The sequence below is a fragment of the Nocardia sp. NPDC056541 genome, assembly GCF_042794235.1.
Taxonomy (GTDB): Bacteria; Actinomycetota; Actinomycetes; order Mycobacteriales; family Mycobacteriaceae; genus Nocardia.
This window is the reverse complement of the sequence record NZ_JBHTUD010000006.1, coordinates 1-16,690: the sequence shown is the minus strand read 5'-3', so window position 1 is coordinate 16,690 and position 16,690 is coordinate 1. Positions and strand designations below refer to the sequence as shown.

Below are 16,690 nucleotides of genomic sequence, written 5' to 3'. Positions count from 1 at the left end.
CCTTTCGGGCCGATTATCCGGCCGGGCAGGGCACCGGGCGAGGGTGTTGTGGATCGAGGGCGTTGAGCAGGTAGGCGGCTGCGCGGGGATCGGCGACGATGCCGAGGTGATCGGCCCTGTCTTGCGAACAGCCTTCTTGCAGAACGATATTCGTCGCCCCGTCACCGGGCAGCAGGCCGGACGTATAGGGCAGGACGACCTGGTCGTGGATGGTGACGATATTGGTGTAGCTGATGCCGGGGACATACATGCCGTCGGAATGCAGGTCGACCATCAGTGGCGAACCTGTCTGGGCTTCCTTCCCGGAGGGCTGGGCGGCCAACGCTGCTTCGAGGGCTGGGCCGACACCGAGCTGGGCGGCGTATTCGCGGGCGGTGGCCAACTGATCGCCGAAGGTGCCACTCCATACCGGAGCCAAGGAGACGTAGTTCTCGATCAGGGACGCACCCCCGAATCGTTTCGCGTAATAGTTCGGCAGCAGCGTGCCCAGGGAATGGCCGACGATATCGACCTTCTCGGCGCCGGTCGCCGCCTGTACCCGCTCGATGAAACCGCCGATGGTGCGCGCGTTCTGCTCCGGGGTGCCGGTCATCCCGCCGAGCGCCGAAACCGGCCATGGCAGGTCGAGAGCGCCGTAGGTCAGCGCGAAGACGCAGTAGCCTTCGTTCACCAGCAGCGGAACGATGGTGCCCCAATTGGTTTGGGCGCCGGCGCCGGCTCCGCCGTGCACCATCACCACTGGATTCGGGTGTGCCGCAGTGGGTTTGCAGTCCCAGTCATTGCTGCCGGGCAGCGAGCCGCCGGGATGAGCCAGCTCGGCACGAATGCCACTCCACGTGCTGTATTCCACCGGTAGTTCCGCCTGCGCGGGCCCGGCGCCCACACCCACCGTCACTGCTGCCGCGCACAGCAACGACCTGATTCGCCATTTCGACATGATGAAGCCCCCATTAGAACGTGTTTCAATTCTGCCCTTCGGGGTGACTTTAGCGTGGAATCAGGATCATGCCTGGGGTTTGCCCCAGCACAGCTCGGCGGTCGGTAGGTCGTCCGAAACCCAGTTCTTCCATTGCTCGTCGCTGGGATTCGAGGTGAGTTTGTCGCAGAGCGCGTCCCACCACGCGGCAGGCGCCGGAAGCTGCCATATCCCACCGCCCACGAAAGGAGGCTTGCCGTCCAAGGAGACCCGTTGGGAAACAACGAAAACACGACGTCCGTCCTTGCTGAATTCAAGAATGGGGGTCGAGCCGGCCGGGATGGTGGCGATCGGTTCGCCGATCTGACGTCCGGTGTCGGTGTCCCAGAACCGCAGCGTGCGGTCTCTCGAGGTGGAGACGAGGTACTTGCCGTCGGGGCTGTAGCCGACAGAATCAACGCGCTTGTCGTGGCCTTCGAAAGGCATGCCGACGGGGTCGCCGCTTTCGGCGTCCCATTGGCGGATCGTCTTGTTGTCTGCGACCGCGATGCGCCGGTCGTCATGACTGAGCGTCATGCTCGTGAAGGAGCCCTTCATTACCTTGCCGACCGATTGCCTCGTAGCGGTATCCCAGATGCGGACGGAATCGCTGCTGAGGGAATACAAGCGACGGCCGTCCTCGCTGAACGCGATTTCGTGCACGCGATTCTTGTGCCCTGTCAACGGATCACCGATCTGCCGCCCCTCGGCCCAGTCCCAGAGCCGGACCGTATTGTCACTACTTCCAGTTGCGAGTGTCTTCCCATCCGGGCTGAAGTCGACCGTTTCTATCGTGTCCTGGTGCCCTTTCATCGGCGCTCCACGCTGCAGCCCATTCGCTACATCCAGGACTCGGATATCGTTGTCCCGGCCCACAACCGCGAGCCAGCGTTCATCCGGGCTGAAGGAGAGCTGGGCGCCTCCCCGGAGGGCCTCGGAAACGATCGCGTCCCCAACCTGCTCACCGGTGTCGGCGTCCAGCCGCCGTAGCGCGCTGTCACGAAGGATCACGATTCGCGGCTGATCCGCGTGGTTATCCATTCCGTAGCCGCTCCCCAGCGCCGCAAGCTCAACCGCTCTGCTGCCGCCTAACTCGGTGGCCAGCGCGGCATCGGGATCGGTGTGGAATACCTGGGCGGTGTTGTCGGCTACAGCAACGATCCGATTGCCGTCAGGGGTGAAGGCGACGGAGCGGACGGCTGCTTTGAGTTCGAGCGGATTGCCGACCGGCTGACCGGTGTTCGGGTCCCACATTCTTACGGTTTTGTCGCTGCCACCCGTAACGACCCGGCCCCCGTCCGGGCTGAACGCCACTGAATCGATGGCGCCGAAATTGCCGGTTACCGGGTTCCCGACTGCGGCGCCGGTATCGGCGTTCCAGATCCGCAACGGTGTGCCTGCGCTCAACAATGTACCGAGGCCAACGGTGTGTCCGCCGGCGGCGATGAAGTGTCCGTCGGGACTGAAGCTCAGGCTCCATATCGCTTCGCCCTCGGCGATGCGCGGGTCGCCGACAGGTACCGTTTCGCCGAGTGCCGCGCCGCTATGGGCGTCCCAGAGCTTTACCGTCCGCTCGGTACCCGCGGACGCCAGACGCTTCCCGTCCGGGCTGAACGCCAGCGCCCACACCTTCGCACCGGGCCCGCTCAGCGATGGACCTATCTGCTGTCCGGTCCGGGCGTCCCACAAACGCGCGTGATCTCCATAGCTCGCGGCGACCCGACCACCATCCGGACTGACGACAGCGGTCGGCAGCCAGTCCGCTCCGCCCGTCAGAGGCGGCCCGATCGGCTTGCCCTCGGCCGAGTCCCAGATTCGAACGATGTCGTCTCGGTCGTTCAATGCGAGATACCGCCCGTCCGGGCTTGCGGCCTCGAGTGTGCCGTCGGCAACGAACGGCTCTCCGCGCGGCTTCCCCGCCTCCGTATCCACCAGCTTGATTCCGGACGGTGTAGGTGTGGCAATCCACCGGCCATCGGCACTGAGCACGCCGCCCTGCGCAGACAGGTCGATGACCTTGTGCAATCGCGCCTCGTTCCGCAATGTCGTCACCAGCGCGCCGAGGTCGGGATCGGTCGAGATTTGCTGTGCTGCGAGCAGTTTGTCGAGTGCCGCCAGCTCGCTGCCGGGCTGGCCGCCGGCCAGCATCGACTGCGCCTGCGAGGTCAGTCGCCCGGCGAGCGCCTCTCTGCTTCGAGCAGCGGCATCATCGCGGGCGATGTCGGCCGATCGCCAATTGATCGCGGCCAGGACAGCGAGCACGACGGATACGACGCACACCATTGCCAGGACAGTTGACAGCCGCCTGAGTCGCCGTCCCGCCCGCCGCTCGTCGTCGAGTTCGGCCTCACGCCGGGCGGCAGCGTCGAGCAGGGCTCGCTTCTCCCTTTCCGCATGGGCCGCCTGCGCCGCGCGCACTTCCTCCGCGCGTCGCCGGTCGCGGTGGTCGCGTACGACGCCCGTGAGCACATCGTGGGTCAGTTCGATCCGTTGCGCGCCGTGGTATTCCTCGAGCCGCACCAGGCGCGAGCCGATCAGCCGAGCGAGTTCGTCGTCGGTCAGCCGTGACGGCACCGCGTCCTCACGGGCGTAGCTGTCGCGGAAACCCTTCTCGGTGATCAGTTCCGACTCGATGAACTCCGCGACTCGCGGTGACAGATCACGCACGCACGACGCGTAGTAGTTCGACAGAATATCGCGCTTGGCATCCTCGACCAGCTGCTCGTCGAAGTGCGCGCGCCCACGACGCTTGCGCTCTTCGTTGAGCTCGCGGCAGAACAGGCTCAGCAGCGCGGGCTCCACGTCCGAGGCCGCGAGGTTGTCATCGATGTCGACCCACGAGGTATCCCGGCCGAGGTGAAGGTCCTCGCCGGCGATGATGCTCACCACTCGATGCGCGAGAGCATCGGTGATCAGATGCTCGGCCGGGTTGTGGACCGCCTCGAACGCCGCATCGGTGCGGAAGGGAAGCAGCCGCATCCGTGACCGTCCCAGCGCGGGAATGAGCGGGCACCATTCCTCGAGGTTGGGCAGAAAGTCCTCCCGCAACGTGATCAGCAACTTGAAGTCTTGTGACCGCAACCGGAACCGGCCTGCCTCGGCCTCATCGTTGTCGATCCGGGCAGCCACATCGTCGGAAATCCGGTTCTCGGCGAGGTCGCCGAGGTCGTGCATGAATTCCCGGACGAGATCTGGAACGCGCTCACCGAGGGTGAACAGTTCCTCGAACTGGTCGAGAACGATCACCGGCGTGAGCGGATAGTTCTGTGCACTCCAGAGCTCGAAGTCTTTGCGATGCAGATACTCCCAGAGCGATTCATCGTCGCCGGGCAATATCGCATCGGGCGCTTCGGCCCGGATCGAGTCGCGCACCGATCGGTGTAGCTGGCGAGACAGTGCCGCCGCGTTCGGTGTGAGATCCAAGCGTATGTAGATCGGCAGGAAGTGCTCGTTGCGCAGTGCGGGAAAGAGGCCAGCTCGCAGCAGCGAGGTCTTTCCGAGACCGGACCGCCCGTACAAGATCGTGACCGGGGCATCGCGGACGTGGTTCAGCAAGGACTCCGCTTCACGGTCGCGCCCGAAGAAGAACGCCTGCCCGTTTTCCTCGAAGGACTCCAGGCCCGGCCACGGGTTCTCGCTGTCGAGTTGCCCCGCTCGCGTGACGGCAGTCATGCCGCTGTCCGCCGCATCGCGCGGATTTCGTCCTTCAGCACGGCGATGAGCCCCGCATCCGGCTCACCGCCGGGTGCCCTGCCGAAGTGCAAGCGCCCGAAGCTGTCCGGCATCTGCCGGTAACGGCTCGGGTTGAGATCGTAGTTGTCGTCGATAACCACGGGCACGATGAAACGGCGGCTCGGGATGGAGCGTGCGCGATCTGCCGCCTCGTACCATTCTTTGAAAACGTAGCCTTCCTCCGCGTGCTCGGTGTTCGCGGAGATGATCGGGACGAACAGGCGGACGGTTCGGCGGATGCTGCACAGAATCTCGTGTTCCCACGCATCTCCTGGGCTGAGCCGCCGCTCGTCGAGCCACACGTCACCGCCGAGACTCGTGATGGCGTCACAGACCCGCTTGGCCGCGTCGGCGTCCTCCCGCATATAGCTGATGAAGATCGTCGGAGCGTCCGGAAGCGGGCGAAGGGCGTCGCCAACCGCGTCATGGCGCCTCGGAGTGGTCTGCTGCACCCAGCGCGCGCGTAGTTCCGCGACAAAGGTCGCCGGGTCGATGTCCAGTTGCTGGACCAGCGTCTTGCGGCAGTACGTCGCGAAAAAACTCGAGAGGGAAGGTTCTCGTGACGCCGAGCAGCCGGCGAGAAAGAATGGAATGCGTTCCAGCGACAGCCGGGTATTGCTGGACATCCGCAGGAGGAACCGTCCGAGCCAGTCGGGGATCTCGCAGCCGATGAAGAGTAGGGGATGTTCCTTCAGTTGGTAACCGACCCAGTCGGGAAGGCTCGCCTTTTCGCTGAGTAATGCGTGCAGCCACTCCAGCCGGTCCTCCTCATGGATCGCATACTGAGGAGTGGAGGCTGCCTGACCGTACAAATTCAGAACGACGGTATCGGCGGGCGTGGCCGGTTGGGCATTTCGCGACTGTTCACTGGTGGATTGATTGGGAGAGAACGAAATCTCCCGTGCGCCTTGCCTTCCCTGGAAACGGACCTCGTTCACTGCCTTCGCGAGCACTCGGTCGGGCGTCGTGCTCACGAACAAGCGCAGGTCATCGATCGCGGCGAGGTTTCGAAGTGCGTCGCCGGGCTCTGGATCGACCTCCACGATGATGTCGTTGATGACGCGATACAACCGCTCTATCTCGTCTTGGCCGCGCTCGCGCAGGAACGCCGCCACCGCCGCATCCATGGTGGTCGGTCCGGGCGGCACGGAGAGGTTCCAGCGTTCGGCCAGGCGCTGGCCGATGAGTGTGGTGAATGTCTGATCAGCGTCGCCGAGATCGACCCTGGTCACGTCGGGCCCCACAACCGGCACCAGAACCCGCTGCCGGATATGCGCGAGAAGATCGTCCCAGAAATCGTCGTTCATGCCCAAACACTCGATCCGGATTGCGCCACAAAACGCCCGGCCACGCCGGGTGGCGCAGCACCAGCGTGGAATGTCCCGAGAACGCGTTCAGTACCGAATCAACAGTAGGCTCCGACGTAATCGCGTCGTAGAGTAGTCGGCTACTCGAACTTCGCCGAGCATCAGGTCACCGAGCTGGAGCCGCAGTGCGCTGTGGTGCCCTCGGCAGGACACACAAAACACAGACAACCGGAAAACGCCTGGTCATAGTTGGTCATTATCTGATCTGAGTCTGTCGGCCTGGTGTGGCAGGTCGCCTGCTGCTCCAACTTTTGGACGTATCCTGGGCGGCGTACATCCGAGGTGAAACGGGCGTGACGACATCAGAGCTTGATCGGCGGGGGTCCAGTCCGTGCTCGCTCAGCTTCGGCCTCGGCTTCCTGCCTGGCCTTCACATCTCGTGTCCGTGGCGGCGTGCGCACCGAGATATTCGGTCTGAGCTGCCAGTGCTTCGGCGTCGATAAACCGAGTGCCGTTGGGGTAGGTGAGAACACACCGTCCCCTCCATCGGCTTGCGCGAGGGAAAACCAGTTCGCCGATCTCCCCGGCCCCACCGAGGTCGCGTACCGGAGCTGCCCGAGCGGGTGACGGGGGACTCCGGCACAGTGTTGCCATGGGTTCGTCGGTCGCTGATTCTCTCACTGTCGCCACATTCAACGTGAACGGAATCCGCGCGGCACGTCGTCGTGGATTCGACCAGTGGTTGCGGGCGCGGTCGGTCGACGTGGTCGCGTTGCAGGAGTTGCGTTGTCCCGCATCTGATGTGGGCACCTTCCCGGGCTATTCGGCGGCGGTGGACGTGGGTTCGGTGGCCGGTCGTAACGGTGTGGCCGTACTGACGAGGGTTTGCGCCGCTGCCGTGCGGACGTGGGTGACCCACCCACCCCGGGCCCGCGGACTCGGTGAGTTCGCCGCACAGGGACGCTATATCGAGGTCGACCTGGCCGACCGGCCGGTGACGGTGGCCTGTCTGTATCTGCCCAAGGGTGGTCTGCCCTCGCATCTCCAGCGCCCGGGATCTATGCGCGAACAGCCCGACGGTGGGGTCAAGTACGAACGGAAGCAGAGGTTCCTCGCGGCGTTCGTCCGCGAAGTGCACCGGAACCGGCTCGCGGCGCTGAGCGCGGGACGCGAGTTCGTCCTCACCGGGGATCTGAACATCGCGCACACCCGGCACGATGTGACCAACTGGCGTGCCGCCCGCACGATGGACGGATTCCTGCCTGCCGACCGCGAGTGGTTCAGTTCGATTCTCGGCACGCGCCGGCTCGTCGACGTGGTGCGACAGGTGCACGGCGATCGCCCGGGTCCACTCACCTGGTGGAGTTGGGCGGGTCGATCGTTCGCCAAGGATGTGGGTTGGCGCGTGGACCACCAACTCGCGACACCCGGTCTCGCCCGCCTCGCCACGTCTGTCGTCGTCGACAAGGAACCGTCACCCGCCGAGCGCCTCTCCGATCACGCCCCACTCGTGGTGACCTACTCGGCAATGCGTGACTGAAGGAAAAGTAGTATGGGGCAGTTGATTTATGGCCGGACCAGGAGCGATGTCAAGCGTTGGCCTTCTGACCCTGCGGCTCAAGTGGCTCTGGGGCTCTACCTGGATCAATTGCCACCGGTGTCGATGTCGATGTCGGCATCGAATCTCTTCAATGGGGACGGTCTGAACCTTTCCCGCTCTGATGTATCGGGTTTGTTCTTGGAGGGCGCGTCCTTGAATGGGGCCGATCTGACTTCGGCATGTGTATCCGATGTGGATCTGTATACAGCGTGGATGATCTCGGCCGATTTGCGTAATGCTGATTTCAGTCGTAGCGATCTCCGCAAGGTCGAAGGTCGTGGCTGTTCGGCATCTGGTGGTATTTTCTGTGATGCCCGCCTTCAGAGCGCGGTCTTCGAGGATTCGGACTTCCGGCGTGCAAATCTGGTCGGTGCTGACTTGCGGAGCGCAAGCTTTGCGGATGCCGATCTCGGATCCGCCGATCTGCGAGGCTGCGAGTTTTCTTCGACAGACTTTTCGGACGCACGAATGGGCGGATGTTCGGTGGCAGGCGCTTCGGGGTCCATAATTGGTCCAGTGGATGTCGGAGTGAAATCGGCTATGGTTCTCGCGGGTCTCGAGCTCAAGAAATGGTTCAGCGAAAATGGAGCTGTGGATGTCACCATTCGATCGTGACCCGGCTGTCATTGACTCCCAAGCCTGGTCGGATCGACATCGTGCGTGGCATGTATCGGGGCTGTGACCGGCAGCGCGCCCAGAATCCTCCGTGAGTCCATTCGTCGGCCGCGCGGCGGTGGATTCGGTGCGGGCTGTCTCGGCGGATCGTTCCGGTTTGCGGTGCATGCGGGTCTTTTCGGCATCTTTACGGGTAGGTGCGCCGGGAAGTCTGGTCGGCAATCCGGCTCGAAGTTCGTCGAGTCGGATTCGATCGGCGACGGGTGCTCCATCTTGCGACCACAGCTCATCGCTTTCCCCATCGCCGGGACGGTTGCTGTACTCGTTCTGCGGGTACAGCGTCGATGACGCCCGTGACGGGGCGGGGAGTCGGAACCGGTGGCGGCCAGATGGTCAAGTCCGTGGAACCGGCCGCTGCGCGCCGCGAAGGACATGGTGCCGGGACTAACCGGTGCCGGTGAGAGGCCCGGTCGCCGATATCCCGTATACCGATGCGTGCATTCCCATGTTCGCTGTGCCCTGCCACTCCAGAGGGACGAACGCGCCTGACCTGGACTTTCGTGTGCGAATTTTGTCGGAATCGCGAGGAAACGGCCGTTGACCTGCGAAATTAGTGTCGCAGGTTGGTGCCCTCGGCAGGATTCGAACCTGCGACCTACCCTTTAGGAGAGGGTTGCTCTATCCCCTGAGCTACGAAGGCGTGGCCAGGCTGGGCTGGCCGAGCTGAGTATAGCGTGGGGCCGGGGTCGGTGGCAGAGGCCCGTTGGGCGGGGTCAGAAGCCGCCGAAGTCGCCGCCGCCGCTGTCGAAACCGCCGCCGGTGTCATAACCCCCGCTGTTGCCGAAGTCGCCGCCGGTGTCGCCGGGGTCGAATCCGCCCTGGTCGGTGCCGGGATCGACGGCCGCTTCGCCGGTGCCGTCCTCGAAGGCTTGCGCGGTGTAGCCGACCCCGCCCATTCCGGCGAACAGCGTGGTGAACAACAGTGCCGAGCCCGCGCCCCAGGCGCCGGCGATCAGCGCGGGCTTCCACCACGGTTCGGAATACCACCCGGCGGGGACGGGGCGGCCTGCCACGCGGCCGCCGGGGAAATAGTTCGGTGTGCCCGCGGAGGGGGCGGGGGAGGCGGTGATCGAGCGGCCGTTGTGGGCGATGGTGCGCTGCTCGTCGACCTGGCCGGCGATGTCCTGGCCCTCGATGGCCGGGATCGCAGGGCCGGGGTCCATGTCCATCGCGGTGCGGGCGGCGCGAATGTAATAGAGGCCCTCCAGCGCGGACTGCTTGGCCAGCCGGGCTTGGGCGGGGGAGCCGGCGCGGTCGATCTGGCCGCCCGCGGCGTTGTACCGTTCGGACGCGTCGGCCAGGGCCTGTCGTGCGGCTTCGTTGCGCGGAGTCAGCTGGTAGACCTGTCCGCCGAGCCGCTCGATGGTCACCCGCGCGTCGGCCTGTGCTTCCTCGAGCTCGCGCGCGTTGCGCTTGTTCTGTTCGGCACGCAGGTACAGCAGAGCACCGACGCACACGATCACGATCACGATCAGCCACCACAGCATCGCGCGCCTCATTTCGTCGAGGTGTCGAGATGCCGTCCAGTTTACTGATCGGTTGCCCGAACGCGCTGACCCCTATTGATCAGCGCGTTGCCTATTAGCTACCGGCGAGGTGGCGGGCGATGACCAGGCGCTGGATCTGGTTGGTTCCCTCGAAGATCTGCATGACCTTCGCTTCGCGCATGTAGCGCTCGACGGGGAAGTCCTGGGTGTAGCCGTAGCCGCCGAAGACCTGGACCGCGTCGGTGGTCACCTTCATGGCCGCGTCGGTGGCGGCCAGTTTGGCGACCGAAGCCTGGCGCGAATACGGCAGGCCCGCATCGCGGCGGCGGGCGGCGTCGAGGTAGGTGGCGCGGGCGGTGTCTACGGCGGCGGCCATGTCGGCGAGGACGAACCCGAGGCCCTGGTGATCGATGATCTTGCGGCCGAAGGCTTCTCGTTCCTTCGCGTAGGCGACGGCCTCGTCGAGCGCGCGCTGGGCGACACCGGTGGCGACGGCGGCGATGCCGAGGCGGCCCGCGTCGAGCGCGCTGAACGCGATCGAAAGTCCCTGTCCCTCTTCGCCGATGCGACGTTCGGCGGGCAGGAACGCGTCGTCGTAGGCGGCGGTGGTGGTGGGGATGGCGCGCAGGCCCATCTTCTCCTCGGGCTTGCCGAAGCTCAGGCCCTCGGTGCCCGCGGGCACGAGGAAGCAGGAGATGCCGCGCGACCCCTCGCCGGTGCGGGCGAACAGGGTGTAGAAGTCGGCGCGGCCGCCGTTGGTGATCCAGGCCTTGGTGCCGTTGAGGTTGTAGCCGCCGTCGACGGGGGTGGCCCGGCACCGCAGGGCGGCCGCGTCGGAACCGGCGTGCGCTTCGGAAAGGCTGTAGGCGCCGATGGTTTCGCCCGAGAGCATGCCGTCGAGCCACTGCTGCTTCTGCTCGTCGGTGCCGTAGGTGAACAGCGGGTGGCAGGACAGGCCGTGCACGCTCACCGCTACGGCGACGGCGGCCCAGCGGCTCGCGATTTCCTCCAGCACCTGGAGGTACACCTCGTACGGCTGCGCGCCGCCGCCGAATTCCTCCGGATACGGCAGGCTGAGCAGCCCGGCCGCGCCGAGCGCCGGGAACACGCCGTCCGGGAAGACTCCGGTCTTCTCGCTCTCGGTGACACGCGGCTCGAGCACCTTGTCGGCGATGTCGCGGGTCAGTTCGATCAGCTCACGTGCCTCGGCGGTGGGCAACATCCGGTCTACAGCCATGTCATGACAGTACGCCGAGCACTGAATTGCGTGCAATGTGACATGTAATTTTGTAGCCCTATACTGGAGTGATGCCTGCGCTCCCACCGAACAAGCATCAGGAGAAGAGTCTGCGGACCCGGACGCTGCTGCTTGATGCCGCCATCGAGAGCCTGGCCGAGGTCGGCTATGCGGGTGCCTCTATCGCCGATATCACGGCCAGGGCGGGGGTGACGCGTGGCGCGCAGTTGCATCAGTTCCACACGCGCGGTGAACTTCTAGCTCAGGCGATCGGCCATCTCACCGATCGTCAGCGAGAAGCCATGCTGCGCAAGGCGAAAGCGGTGGCGGACGGTAGGTCGGCGGGCGCTGTGCTGGTCGAGTTGGTCACCGCTACCTTCGCGGGCAAGCTCGGTCGTGCCGCGGTGGAGCTGTATGTGGGAATCGCCAACGACGCGGCGCTACGCCGCGAAATGTTGCGGGTGCAGCACGAACTCACCGTCGAGCTGCTCGACCGCTGTGCCGGGCTGATCGACCCCGCCATCACCGGTGAGCGCTTGGAGAGCACCTTCTGGCTCACCATAAACCTGGTCCGTGGCGCCACTCTCGACGAGATGGTCGGCCGTGACCGCGTTCGTCGCAAAAAGGTGTTGGCCGACTGGACCGCGCTCGCCGAGATCGCGTTGCGCTGAGCGGATTGCGGCGCTCGCCTCGGCACTCGGCATGTCGGCCTGACCAACGTCCGGAGCGGCGGCCATGGGGAACCGGCATCGGCGATCTATTATCTGCGCATGAATGCAGATGCCCGCTCGCCTCTGGCCGAGGATCAGGTGGGGTTGGTGGTCGAGGTGTTCCGAATGCTGGCCGATCCGACGAGGGTTCAAGTCCTCTGGGCGCTGGCCGATCAAGAACTCTCGGTGAACGAATTGGCGAGCCGGGTGGGCAAGCCGGGCCCCTCGGTGTCCCAGCATCTGGCGAAACTGCGGATGGCCAGGCTCGTGCGTACTCGTCGCGAGGGGACCACCATCTACTACAGCCTCGACAACGACCATGTCCGCAGCCTGGTCGTCGACGCGGTACACAACGCCGAACATGCCGGTCCCGGAGTGCCATCGCACCATAGGGGGCCCGATGGTCAGCCGCCGCACGCGCGGCCGCCCGGTGCGTGATGACGAGCCGACCTGCAGGAATGTTGTCGGAGGAAACGATTGCGAGCCTCAAACCTTTCGGTAGCATCCGTTGTGACGTGGCTCATGCCACGGCAGGGACTTGAAGGAGCACCGATGCTGAGCACCATGCAGGACGACCAGCTCTCGCTGGCCAAACTGCTCAACTATGCCGCAACTTTCCAGGGCGATTCGACTGTGTCCACATGGACCGGTGACGGTGTTCGCACCATGACCTACCGTGAGCTCGGCGCCGATTCGGCCCGGCTGGCCAACGCGCTGCGGGGTCTCGGCATCGAAGAGGGCGACCGCGTCGGCACCTTCATGTGGAACAACAACGAGCACATGGTCGCTTACATCGCGGTGCCCGCGATGGGCTCGGTGCTGCACGCGCTCAACATCCGGCTGTTCCCCGAGCAGTTGGTCTTCGTCGCCAACCACGCCGAGGACAAGGTCGTGCTCGTGGACGGCACGCTGGTGCCGCTGTTCGCGCAGTACCTACCGAACCTGAAGACCGTGCAGCACGTGATTGTCGTCAACGGCGATCCGGCCGCGCTCACCGCGCCCGAAGGCGTCACCGTGCACTCCTACCGCGAGCTGCTCGACGCCCAGTCCGCCGACTTCGACTTCCCGGTCGTCGACGAGCGTTCGGCCGCCGCGATGTGTTACACCTCCGGCACCACCGGCGACCCGAAGGGCGTCGTCTACTCGCACCGCTCCAACTGGCTGCACGCGATGCAGGTGAACTCGCCCAACGGCATGGGTTTCCAGGGCTCGGACTACGTGCTGGCGATCGTGCCGCTGTTCCACGCCAACGCGTGGGGCCTGCCGTACGCGGCGCTGATGTCGGGCGCCAACGTCCTGATGCCGGACCGCTTCCTGCAGCCCGGCCCGCTGCTGGAGATGATGGCGGCCGAGAAGCCGACCTTCGCCGCCGCGGTGCCCACCATCTGGGGCGGCGTGCTGGCCGCGCTGGCCGCCGCGCCGCAGGACATCTCGCACCTGCGTACCGCGGTCGTCGGTGGCTCCGCGGTGCCGCCCGCGATGATGCGCGCGTTCGAGGAGAAGCACGGCGTGCGCATCCTGCACGCGTGGGGCATGACCGAGACCTCCCCGCTGGGCAGCGTCGCGCACGCGCCCGCGGGCGTCAGCGATGACGATGCCTGGGAGTACCGCTACACGCAGGGGCGTTTCCCGGCCAACGTCGAGGCCCGGCTGGTCGGCGACGACGGCAAGGTCGTCCCGAACGACGGTGAGTCGCTCGGCGAGCTCGAGGTCCGCGGCGCGTGGATCACCGGCTCCTACTACTCGCCCACCGGCGCGGAGATCGACCCGGACAAGTTCGACGACGGCTGGCTGCGTACCGGCGATGTCGGCAAGATCAGCGCCAACGGCTACCTCACCCTGGTCGACCGCTCCAAGGACGTGATCAAGTCCGGTGGTGAGTGGATCTCCTCGGTGGATCTCGAGAACGCGGTGATGGGCCACGCGGCCGTCGCCGAGGCCGCGGTCATCGGTGTGCCCGACGAGAAGTGGGACGAGCGCCCGCTGGTCGCCATCGTGCTCGCCGAGGGCGCTGCCGCCGAGGCAGCCGAGCTGCGCGACTACCTGGCCGACAAGTTCGCCAAGTGGCAGCTGCCCGAGCGCTGGACCTTCATCGCCGAGGTGCCCAAGACCAGCGTCGGCAAGTTCGACAAGAAGCGCCTGCGCGCCCAGTACGCCGAGGGCGAGCTGGACGTCGTCACGGTGTAGCGAAAACGACAAGGCGGGCGTGGAATTGCTTCCACGCCCGCCTTTTTCGTCGATCAGCAGTTGCGCAGCTCGGGGCTCTGATTCAAGAGCTGGGCGCGAGGGCTGATGTAGGTGGTGTAGGTCTCCCCGCCGACGGCCGACAGCGGGAACGCCGCGACCCGATGGCAGTTCTGGAAGGCCAGCTTCACACCGAAATGCCGTTCCAGGCCGCCGCGGATGGCGTCGGAGGCCAGGGCGCGCAGCAGCTGCCCGCGAGCCACCTCGTCCGGCGGCGGGATCCGGTTGTCGGCGTATTCGTCGGTGCCGGTGCGCAGGTCTTCGGCCACCCGGCTCACCACCTCCCACGCGTAAGGCAGGGAGGTACGGACACATTCGACGAATTCGGCGTCGTCGATATTGCCTTGTTCTGCGCGTTCGAGTAATGCGGCGGGAACATCGAGGGACATGGCTCTCCTCCTGCTTGGGGGTGGTCGGCGGGACGCGATGCCAGGTCCGAGTCTAAACGAAATCCGTTGTCAATAACCCTGAATTCGTTCCGAAAGTGCTTTCCGGAGTGCGCTTTTCGCGTCGGCGGCGAGATCGGTGACCAGTTCGCTTGCCGGTTGCCCGGTGCTCAGCGAGTGCGCTTGCCCCGCCCACAGATTCACTTCGTCGGTGTTGCCACCCGCCCGCGCGGCCGCCCGCAAGGGGGCAGTGGCGTAATGGATTTCGGGGTACGCGGCGGGCGCGTCGGCGGTGTGGTCGACGAGGAAACGGTTGCGGATCCCGCGCGCGCGACGTCCGGTGAACGCGCGCGTGAGCATCGTCGGTTCCGGCGTCCCGATCGCACCACGATGCACGGCGTTGGTGCCGGCTTCCGGGCAGCGCAGCAGCGCGGTGCCGATCTGCGCCGCCGACGCACCGGCCGCCAGCACCCCGGCCACGCCTGCGCCGGTAGCGATCCCGCCCGCCGCCACGAGCGGGCGGGAGGTGACGGCGGTGAGCAGCTGGATCAGGGTGAGCAGGCCGGGCGGGTCGATCGGGTCCTCGGCGGGATCGTCGAGGAAGCTCGCGCGGTGCCCGCCCGCCTCGGCGCCCTGGGCGATCAGCACGTCGGCGCCCGCCTCGACGGCGATCAGCGCCTCGGCGGGGGAGGTGACCGTGACCCACACCTCCGAGCCGACCGCGTGCAGCCGGTCCACCTCCACCGCGCTGGGGCAGCCGAAGGTCGTCGAGACCACGGCGACCGGATCGGCGACCAGCAGATCGAGCTTGTCGTCCCATCCGTCGGTGTCGTGCTCAGGGGTGCCGATCGGGAATTCGGCGCCGAGTTCGGCGAGGTAGGTGGCGTAGCCGGCCGGATCGGCCACCGCGCCGGGCGCGAACAGGTTCACCCCGAACGGCGCCGTGGTGGCGGCTCTGGTCGCCTCGATCTGCGCTGCCACCGCCTCGGTGCCGAGGTATCCGGCGGCGAGCTGGCCGAACCCGCCCGCGGCCGCGACGGCGACCACCAACTCGGGTGTGGACGGGCCGCCCGCCATGGGCGCGGCGACGATGGGGACGGTCAGGGTCTCGATCACCATGGGTCGAGTCTGGTCGGTCGGGACCGTGTTCAGGCCCGGTGACAGCGCGTGTGATGGGTCGGACACTGTGATTGTTACTGTGCGGCACGTCATCTACCTGCGAATTCGTGACAGAAGGTTGCGGAATGGTCACGGCCGGGTAGAGTTCGCGTCACAACGGATGCCGAACCGTTACACATAGTTCGGCATCGGAGAACACCCAGGTGGTCTCCGGCCCGGTCGCAGACCGGTTTCGTTTCCTTGTTGTCGGACGCTAGGACGAGATCTTGTCGCAGCACCGTGTGGGTCCCGAATCCATCTCCGTGCAGGCCCTGCTTGCGCACGCGGATGGCCGGAGCCCGAGCAGGAGCAGGCACCGCGCCGAGGCGTCGCGTTCCGATCGTGTTCGGGTCGCCGCCAGTGCCGCGGTCGCCGCGGGCGCGTTGGTCGGCGTCACCGCTCAGATCGCCCCGGCCCTGGCCTTCGCCGCACCGCTGCTGCCGACCCACGACGACAGCGTCGAGGAATCGGTCGTTCCCGAGTCGGCCCGCCAAGATGTCGACCTCGTCGCCGCGCAGGAAGTCGCCGCGCACGTCGAGACCCCCGCACCGGTGACCGCGGTCGCCGCGCCGATCGCCGCCCCCGTGGCCGCGCCCTTCGGGATCGGCAACCTGCCCCCCGAGATCTCCGGCCCGCTGTCGCAGGTCGAGGACATCCTCCAGGGCATCCAGCACCAGGTCGCGCCGCCGCAGGCCACCCGCCCGGTCGCGGGCCCGATCAGCTCCGGCTTCGGCTCGCGCTGGGGTGCCATGCACTACGGCCTCGACTTCGCCGACTCGATCGGCGCGCCGATCAAGTCCGTGTCCAACGGCACCGTCATCGAGGCGGGCCCGGCGTCGGGCTTCGGCCTGTGGGTGCGGGTGCTGCACGACGACGGCACCACCGGCGTCTACGGCCACGTCAACGAAATGCTGGTCAGCGAAGGCCAGCGGGTCAACGCGGGCCAGGTCATCGCGACCGTCGGCAACCGCGGCCAGTCCACCGGACCGCACCTGCACCTCGAGATCTGGGATCAGGGCGGCGCCAAGATGGACCCGATTCCGTACCTCGCTTCCAAGGGCGTGCCGCTGGAATGGGGCCCTTCCGCGCACTGAGTTTCTGGAGCGCTGGCGCGCTCGAGTTCGCGGCCCCGCCGGTCCCGTCGATCAGGCACCGTTGCTTGCTCCTTCGTCGCCTACGCAACGGCACCTGATCGACGG

13 protein-coding genes and 1 tRNA gene are annotated in these 16,690 nt (G+C 66.2%); 6 read left to right on the top strand and 8 right to left on the bottom strand.

From position 1 onward, the window contains the following. Positions 1-13: 13 nt before the first annotated feature. From ACFQ9R_RS11890 to ACFQ9R_RS11880, 3 genes are all read right to left on the bottom strand, one after another. Positions 14-937: an esterase/lipase family protein gene (locus tag ACFQ9R_RS11890; RefSeq protein ID WP_378990448.1), complete on the bottom strand. Its 924-nt coding sequence runs from the start codon at positions 935-937 to the stop codon at positions 14-16. Positions 938-1,003: 66 nt separating this feature from the next. Continuing rightward, on the bottom strand, positions 1,004-4,627 hold the full coding sequence (locus ACFQ9R_RS11885; RefSeq protein WP_378990447.1) for a hypothetical protein: 3,624 nt from the start codon (positions 4,625-4,627) through the stop codon (positions 1,004-1,006). Continuing rightward, entirely contained in the window at positions 4,624-5,994 is a 1,371-nt protein-coding gene (locus ACFQ9R_RS11880) for a toll/interleukin-1 receptor domain-containing protein (RefSeq protein ID WP_378990446.1), read from the bottom strand. Before ACFQ9R_RS11880 ends, ACFQ9R_RS11885 begins: the two co-directional genes overlap by 4 nt. A gap of 652 nt (positions 5,995-6,646) precedes the next feature. Between ACFQ9R_RS11880 and ACFQ9R_RS11875 the strand changes: the two genes are divergently transcribed. Together ACFQ9R_RS11875 and ACFQ9R_RS11870 are read left to right on the top strand one after the other, a co-directional pair. Beyond that, positions 6,647-7,534, top strand: coding sequence for an exodeoxyribonuclease III (locus tag ACFQ9R_RS11875; protein ID WP_378990444.1), 888 nt, complete (start codon positions 6,647-6,649; stop codon positions 7,532-7,534). 12 nt (positions 7,535-7,546) lie between these two features. Next, positions 7,547-8,209, top strand: a complete 663-nt coding sequence (locus ACFQ9R_RS11870; protein WP_378990443.1) for a pentapeptide repeat-containing protein — start codon at positions 7,547-7,549, stop codon at positions 8,207-8,209. Positions 8,210-8,833: 624 nt separating this feature from the next. On the opposite strand, the gene ACFQ9R_RS11865 is transcribed toward ACFQ9R_RS11870, so the two are convergent. The 3 genes from ACFQ9R_RS11865 to ACFQ9R_RS11855 all read right to left on the bottom strand — a co-directional run bounded on the left by ACFQ9R_RS11865 (position 8,834) and on the right by ACFQ9R_RS11855 (position 10,993). Further along, positions 8,834-8,909, bottom strand: a tRNA-Arg gene (locus tag ACFQ9R_RS11865). A gap of 73 nt (positions 8,910-8,982) precedes the next feature. Continuing rightward, entirely contained in the window at positions 8,983-9,756 is a 774-nt protein-coding gene (locus ACFQ9R_RS11860) for a DUF1542 domain-containing protein (protein WP_378990442.1), read from the bottom strand. 94 nt (positions 9,757-9,850) lie between these two features. After that, entirely contained in the window at positions 9,851-10,993 is a 1,143-nt protein-coding gene (locus ACFQ9R_RS11855) for an acyl-CoA dehydrogenase family protein (protein ID WP_378990440.1), read from the bottom strand. 71 nt (positions 10,994-11,064) lie between these two features. Between ACFQ9R_RS11855 and ACFQ9R_RS11850 the strand changes: the two genes are divergently transcribed. The 3 genes from ACFQ9R_RS11850 to ACFQ9R_RS11840 all read left to right on the top strand — a co-directional run bounded on the left by ACFQ9R_RS11850 (position 11,065) and on the right by ACFQ9R_RS11840 (position 13,890). Next, positions 11,065-11,664, top strand: coding sequence for a TetR/AcrR family transcriptional regulator (locus tag ACFQ9R_RS11850; protein WP_378990439.1), 600 nt, complete (start codon positions 11,065-11,067; stop codon positions 11,662-11,664). A 99-nt stretch (positions 11,665-11,763) separates the two neighbouring features. Further along, on the top strand, positions 11,764-12,141 hold the full coding sequence (locus tag ACFQ9R_RS11845) for an ArsR/SmtB family transcription factor (protein ID WP_378990438.1): 378 nt from the start codon (positions 11,764-11,766) through the stop codon (positions 12,139-12,141). Between the two features lie 114 nt (positions 12,142-12,255). Further along, positions 12,256-13,890, top strand: a complete 1,635-nt coding sequence (locus ACFQ9R_RS11840; RefSeq protein ID WP_378990437.1) for a long-chain fatty acid--CoA ligase — start codon at positions 12,256-12,258, stop codon at positions 13,888-13,890. Between the two features lie 53 nt (positions 13,891-13,943). Here the strand turns inward: ACFQ9R_RS11840 and ACFQ9R_RS11835 are convergent, their stop codons facing one another. Beyond that, entirely contained in the window at positions 13,944-14,336 is a 393-nt protein-coding gene (locus ACFQ9R_RS11835; RefSeq protein WP_378632123.1) for an SCO5389 family protein, read from the bottom strand. A 69-nt stretch (positions 14,337-14,405) separates the two neighbouring features. Beyond that, on the bottom strand, positions 14,406-15,452 hold the full coding sequence (locus ACFQ9R_RS11830; protein ID WP_378990435.1) for an NAD(P)H-dependent flavin oxidoreductase: 1,047 nt from the start codon (positions 15,450-15,452) through the stop codon (positions 14,406-14,408). Between the two features lie 266 nt (positions 15,453-15,718). Here ACFQ9R_RS11830 and ACFQ9R_RS11825 point away from each other — a divergent pair, with 266 nt between their 5' ends. After that, positions 15,719-16,585, top strand: coding sequence for a M23 family metallopeptidase (locus ACFQ9R_RS11825; protein WP_378632128.1), 867 nt, complete (start codon positions 15,719-15,721; stop codon positions 16,583-16,585). Positions 16,586-16,690: the final 105 nt, after the last annotated feature.